The sequence below is a fragment of the Brachyspira sp. genome (assembly GCF_050873525.1).
Classification (GTDB): Bacteria; Spirochaetota; Brachyspiria; order Brachyspirales; family Brachyspiraceae; genus Brachyspira.
Map to the genome: position 1 here is coordinate 1 of NZ_JBNMIZ010000195.1, position 5,025 is coordinate 5,025.

At 30.9% G+C, this 5,025-nt stretch carries 6 protein-coding genes; 4 read left to right on the plus strand and 2 right to left on the minus strand.

What is annotated here, in order from left to right:
• The first annotated feature begins 131 nt into the window (after positions 1-131).
• Positions 132-1,622 (plus strand): sodium-dependent transporter, encoded by a 1,491-nt coding sequence (locus tag ACR0QS_RS10940; RefSeq protein WP_432633482.1) that lies wholly within the window; start codon positions 132-134, stop codon positions 1,620-1,622.
• 43 nt (positions 1,623-1,665) lie between these two features.
• Entirely contained in the window at positions 1,666-1,761 is a 96-nt protein-coding gene (locus ACR0QS_RS10945; RefSeq protein ID WP_432633483.1) for a MetS family NSS transporter small subunit, read from the plus strand.
• A gap of 260 nt (positions 1,762-2,021) precedes the next feature.
• On the opposite strand, the gene ACR0QS_RS10950 is transcribed toward ACR0QS_RS10945, so the two are convergent.
• Together ACR0QS_RS10950 and ACR0QS_RS10955 are read right to left on the minus strand one after the other, a co-directional pair.
• Complete coding sequence (locus tag ACR0QS_RS10950; protein WP_432633484.1) at positions 2,022-2,657, minus strand: hypothetical protein; 636 nt, start codon at positions 2,655-2,657, stop codon at positions 2,022-2,024.
• A 111-nt stretch (positions 2,658-2,768) separates the two neighbouring features.
• Entirely contained in the window at positions 2,769-3,404 is a 636-nt protein-coding gene (locus ACR0QS_RS10955) for a redox-sensing transcriptional repressor Rex (protein WP_432633485.1), read from the minus strand.
• 186 nt (positions 3,405-3,590) lie between these two features.
• Here ACR0QS_RS10955 and ACR0QS_RS10960 point away from each other — a divergent pair, with 186 nt between their 5' ends.
• Positions 3,591-4,391, plus strand: coding sequence for a Cof-type HAD-IIB family hydrolase (locus ACR0QS_RS10960; protein WP_432633486.1), 801 nt, complete (start codon positions 3,591-3,593; stop codon positions 4,389-4,391).
• 109 nt (positions 4,392-4,500) lie between these two features.
• Complete coding sequence (locus ACR0QS_RS10965; RefSeq protein WP_432633487.1) at positions 4,501-4,953, plus strand: MarR family transcriptional regulator; 453 nt, start codon at positions 4,501-4,503, stop codon at positions 4,951-4,953.
• Positions 4,954-5,025: the final 72 nt, after the last annotated feature.

Below are 5,025 nucleotides of genomic sequence, written 5' to 3' on the forward strand. Positions count from 1 at the left end.
ATATAAATCAATATAAAAGTTTCTATATAGAGTATTGCAATTTTATCTTTTTTTATATATTATTTTAGATAAAATTTTAATTTTTTGATTAAGCTTATTATAAATGTTTAATTAAAAGCAAGGAGTTAAAAATGAGTCATAATCATCACAGAGGTCAATGGGGAACTCGAGCGGGATTCATATTGGCGGCTATAGGTTCGGCGGTAGGTTTGGGAAATATTTGGCGCTTTCCTTATATGGTTGCGGCAAACGGAGGTGGAGCTTTCATGATAGTTTACCTAATCGCTATGTTTACGGCGGGAATACCGATTATGGTTTTGGAATTCTCTATGGGACATAAAACTCATAAAAGCGCGCCAGGTGCATTTAAATTCTTAAATCCTTCTTGGGAATGGCTCGGCTGGTTGCAAGTATTTACATGCTTTGGAATAGTTATTTATTATTCCGTTATAATAGGATGGTCTTTATCCTACGGTTTATTTTCTCTTCAAGGCATGAAATGGGGGGCTGATACTTCGGCATTTTTCTTTAACGAATATCTTAAAATTTCGGACGGTTTCAAATTGGGAGGCTTCAATCCTCAAGTTGCAATTCCTTTGATAATAGTTTGGATTATCATATTGATTTCCGTTATCGGCGGGGTCAAAGACGGAATAGAAAAAGCGAATAAAATATTCATGCCTTTGCTATTCATATTGATTTTAGTTATTCTTATCAGAGGACTTACTTTGGAAGGAGCTTTGGCAGGATTGGATTATATGTTTAAGCCCGACTTTTCAAAAATTCTTAATCCTAATGTTTGGATAGCGGCTTACGGGCAGGTATTTTATAGTATGTCAATCGCTTTCGGTATAATGCTTACATATTCTAGTTATTTATCGGACGATTCGGATATATCGAATAACGCTTTTATGACGGGATTTGCCGACACAAGTTTTAGTTTGCTTGCGGGAATAACCGTATTCAGTATAATAGGCTATATGGCTGGTTCTCAAGGAAAAGAAGTTTCGGAAGTTGCGGGCGGCGGCGGAATCGGACTCGCTTTTATAGTATTTCCAGAGGCAATTAATTCTTTGCCAAGTTTGAACGGAATATTTGGAACGGTATTCTTTTTGGTTCTTGCATTCGCTGGTTTGACTTCGGCTATTTCTTTGACGGAAGTTGTAGTATCGTCTTTTATTGATAAATTCCATTATAATAGAAAAAAAGTAACTATAGTAATTATTATAATACAAGGTTTAATATCTATGGTTTATGCTACGGGCGGCGGTTTATATATACTCGATATAGTCGACCATTTTATAAATAATTATAATATTGTAATAAGCGGTTTAATCGAAGTCGTTTTAATAGCTTGGGTTTATAAACTTAAAGACTTTAAAGATTTGATTAATAGAGTGAGCGAATTCAGAGTTGGCATTTGGTGGGATTTCTGTTTGAAATTCTTAACTCCCGTATTTTTAGCGGTTTTTTTGGCGTTAAAAATAATAGAAGATTTAAAAGTTCCTTACGAAAATTATCCTCAAGCGGCTTTGGTTGGATTAGGATGGGCTATGCCGATTATAGCTTTCATAGTTGGCATTATATTGGCTAAACTAAAAGAAAAATATATTAATAAATGATAAGTTTATTGATTAAAGATTAATTAAGATAAAGGAGAAAATTATGGGAATAGATTCGGCTATATTTATGGGACTTAGTCTGCTTGCAGTTTGGGGCGGATTTGCATTTTTCCTAACGATAGCTTTAAGAAAAATGTAATTGATTGCTTCGTTCCACTCGCGCACTTTGTGTGCCTTTGGCAATGACGGTTAAAAAATATTGTCATTACGAGGGCTTTAGCCCGCGACAAAGTCGGGCAGTCGCCAAGTAATCTATTTTATGTAGATTGCCACGCTTTCTTACGAAAGCTCGCAATGACGGTTTTTATAGTTATTACTTACTTCGTAATGACTATGAAAATAAAAAAGGATTATCTAAATTAATAGACAATCCTTTTTTAATATAATTTTTCAAGAAGTTTATCGTTTTCCAAAATGCAATCCAATCGTTATATCTGCTCCTATTGAATGATGCTTATTTATATTATAGCCTGCAAATAATCTGTTTCTGTCATTTTTATCGAAAAACATATATTCGTAATAAATGTCTAATCCAGCAATTAAAGCCATTTTTTCTGTAACATAAATTCTATCTTCTAAAAATAATCGAACATAAGGAGAATAAGGAATTTTAGTAGGTTTTCTTACGCCTTCTATAAGCGGAATAAATTTTACGCCCGAAGCGACTCCAAAAGCCAAATCTACTGGAGATGAAGGCTCGCCTGCAAGAATAAATTTTAAAGCCAAACCTCCGTATAATTCTATAGTGTCTAATTGATTTACTTTATATTTTTCGTCCGTATGAGCGATTGAAATCATTCCCGTATTAATTCCAAAATCGAATAAAAAACTCATTCCTCTAAACATGCCTTTATTTATTGGCAAATTATATCCTGCTTGCAAATTTATATCCACTTTAGGCTTCCATACTCCTTTGGTTAAATCTGTCCAGCTGTCCGTCATTCCAAATTTAGGTAAAATTTCTAATTCGGCATCTGGAAATAACGCGCTCGAAATAATTAAAAAAGAAGTTATTATAAATATTTTTAATCGCATTTTATTTTATCCTCAAAAAATTTTTATTATAAAATAAATAAATTTTATATTAAATTTAAACATTATATAAGCTTTATTGTAAAATTAAGTTTCTTATTTTTGTTTATTCTTTTAATTTTTAGCTTCTGGATTAGATTCCATATCGTTTATAAAGTAGAAAATCGATTCTATTTCGTCCGCTATATTTATATCGTTTATGATGCAGTCGGGTCTTTCTATCAATTTGATTGGAGCGAAATTCAAAACTCCTTTTATTCCCGCATTGCAAATATGGTCGAATACTCTTTGAGCTTCTATATCTGGAACGGCTATTATTGCGACTTCGATTTTATTGTTTATTATGTAATCTTTCAGTTCTTCCATCGGAAGTATAGGAATAGCTGCTTCTCTATTTACTTTTTCGGGATTATGGTCGAAAGCAGCTACGATTTTTAACGATTCTTTTTCAAAACCGCTGTAATTTATCAAAGCGTTTCCGATTTTCCCGCATCCGATTAATATTATATTATGAGAAATATGTTTTCCGAGAATTTCGTCTATTCTATTTAATAAATCTTCGATAACATATCCGCCTTTTTTATTTCCCGTAATATTAAATAGCGAAAAATCTTTTCTAACTTGAACGGAACTTAAACCTATGGCATCCCCCAAATTATTGGAATAAGCCTTTATAAATCCGAAACTTTTCATTCTCATAAGCGCGTTTTTGTATCTTAATAAACGCATAATTTGTGTTCTGCCAATCATATTTTTACTCCTTGATTATCATTTGACGATTATTTATAGAATTGTTTAGTAATATTATAAACTAAATAAAGTTATATGTCAATATATAATTTTAAAAATAAATTATTATAATCATTGTTTACTGGAACATTATTTATATTATATTAAAGACTTGTTTTTGATTATTTTTATGTTAAAATTAAAAGTATGAATAGAGATATAAAATTAATAGCAACCGATTTGGACGGAACATTTTTAAATAACGAAAGCGAGATAAGTTTGTTTAATAAAGAAATTTTTGATTATCTGGCAAATAACGGAGTGGAAATAGTTTTATCTACAGGCAGACCTTTCGAGGGAATGATTCGCTATAAAAGACATTTGAATAATAAAAATAATTCGATAGTTTTGAACGGAGCGATAATTACGGACGAAGACGGAAAATTTATTTATGACGAGCCTTTGGACGAAAAAACCGCGCTTAAAATAATGGATATTTACGAAGAATATAAAAAATATAATGTTTTTATGCATGTTTACAGCGGAAATAAATATGTCGCATCCGAAGAGGATTTTTATTTTAGAAGATATGCCGAAAAAGAAAAACTTAAAGAAATTTTTGTAGGTTTACATAATATAGAAAGTTTTGAATTCAGTAAAATGCTTTTTATAGGCGACAGAGATATTTTGGAAAAATTGCAGGACGAAATAAGAAATTCGGTTAAAGTTCATACTTCGTTTTCGCATACAAATTTTTTGGAAATATTGAGAGACGGAATCAATAAAGGCTCGGCTTTGAAATGGCTTTGCGATAAAAAAGGAATAAATCGGGAAAATATTATAGCTTTCGGCGACAATTATAACGATATCGAAATGATTGAATTTGCGGGAGTCGGAGTCGCTATGGAAAACGGAGAAGAGGAATTGAAAAGTAAAGCCGATTATATAGCTTTGGATAATCACTCTAACGGCGTGGGAAAATTCTTAAAAGATTTTCTTAATTTATAATTTTTAAATATAATTATCAATGCTATTTGTTGACAATAATCAAATTTTTTAATATAATAATTTTATCAATTAATCGTATAAAACAATATCAAAATCGGAGCGGAATTTTATGGATGAAGAATTTGAGAAAGTTAGAGAATTTATCAAAGAATATCATAAATGCATGCATAAATGGAATTTTGCTCTCGAATATTATTCAAAATCTGAAGGAATTTCATATAGCACATTGAAAGTTTTGGGAGTTATTTTTATGAATGAAAATTGCACTCAAAAATATATATACGAAGCCATTTCTATACCGAAACAAACGATAAACGCCGCAATAACCTATTTTTATAAAAAAGGATATGTAAAACTCGTAGAACCGCCCGAAGACAGAAGAGTAAAGATTATTAATCTTACGGAAGAGGGCAGAAAATATGCCGAAGGTATTTTTTCAAAGGCTATTAACTGCGAATTAAAGGCTATAAAAGAAATCGGAGAAGAAGAAATGAAAACTTTAACTGAAACTATGAGTTCCTATGTCGATTTATTACTAAAATTCATAAAAGAATTATATTAAAATATCAAAAAATCAATATTTCTAAATTATATTATTAAATATTTTACCTTTCTTTTAATCATAGGTCTATTA

Bases quoted from the DNA above. Each gene is read 5' to 3' on its own strand.
- ACR0QS_RS10950 (WP_432633484.1), bottom strand. From the start codon at position 2,657: ATGCGATTAAAAATATTTATAATAACTTCTTTTTTAATTATTTCGAGC.
- ACR0QS_RS10940 (WP_432633482.1), top strand. From the start codon at position 132: ATGAGTCATAATCATCACAGAGGTCAATGGGGAACTCGAGCGGGATTC.
- ACR0QS_RS10965 (WP_432633487.1), top strand. From the start codon at position 4,501: ATGGATGAAGAATTTGAGAAAGTTAGAGAATTTATCAAAGAATATCAT.
- ACR0QS_RS10955 (WP_432633485.1), bottom strand. From the start codon at position 3,404: ATGATTGGCAGAACACAAATTATGCGTTTATTAAGATACAAAAACGCG.
- ACR0QS_RS10960 (WP_432633486.1), top strand. From the start codon at position 3,591: ATGAATAGAGATATAAAATTAATAGCAACCGATTTGGACGGAACATTT.
- ACR0QS_RS10945 (WP_432633483.1), top strand. From the start codon at position 1,666: ATGGGAATAGATTCGGCTATATTTATGGGACTTAGTCTGCTTGCAGTT.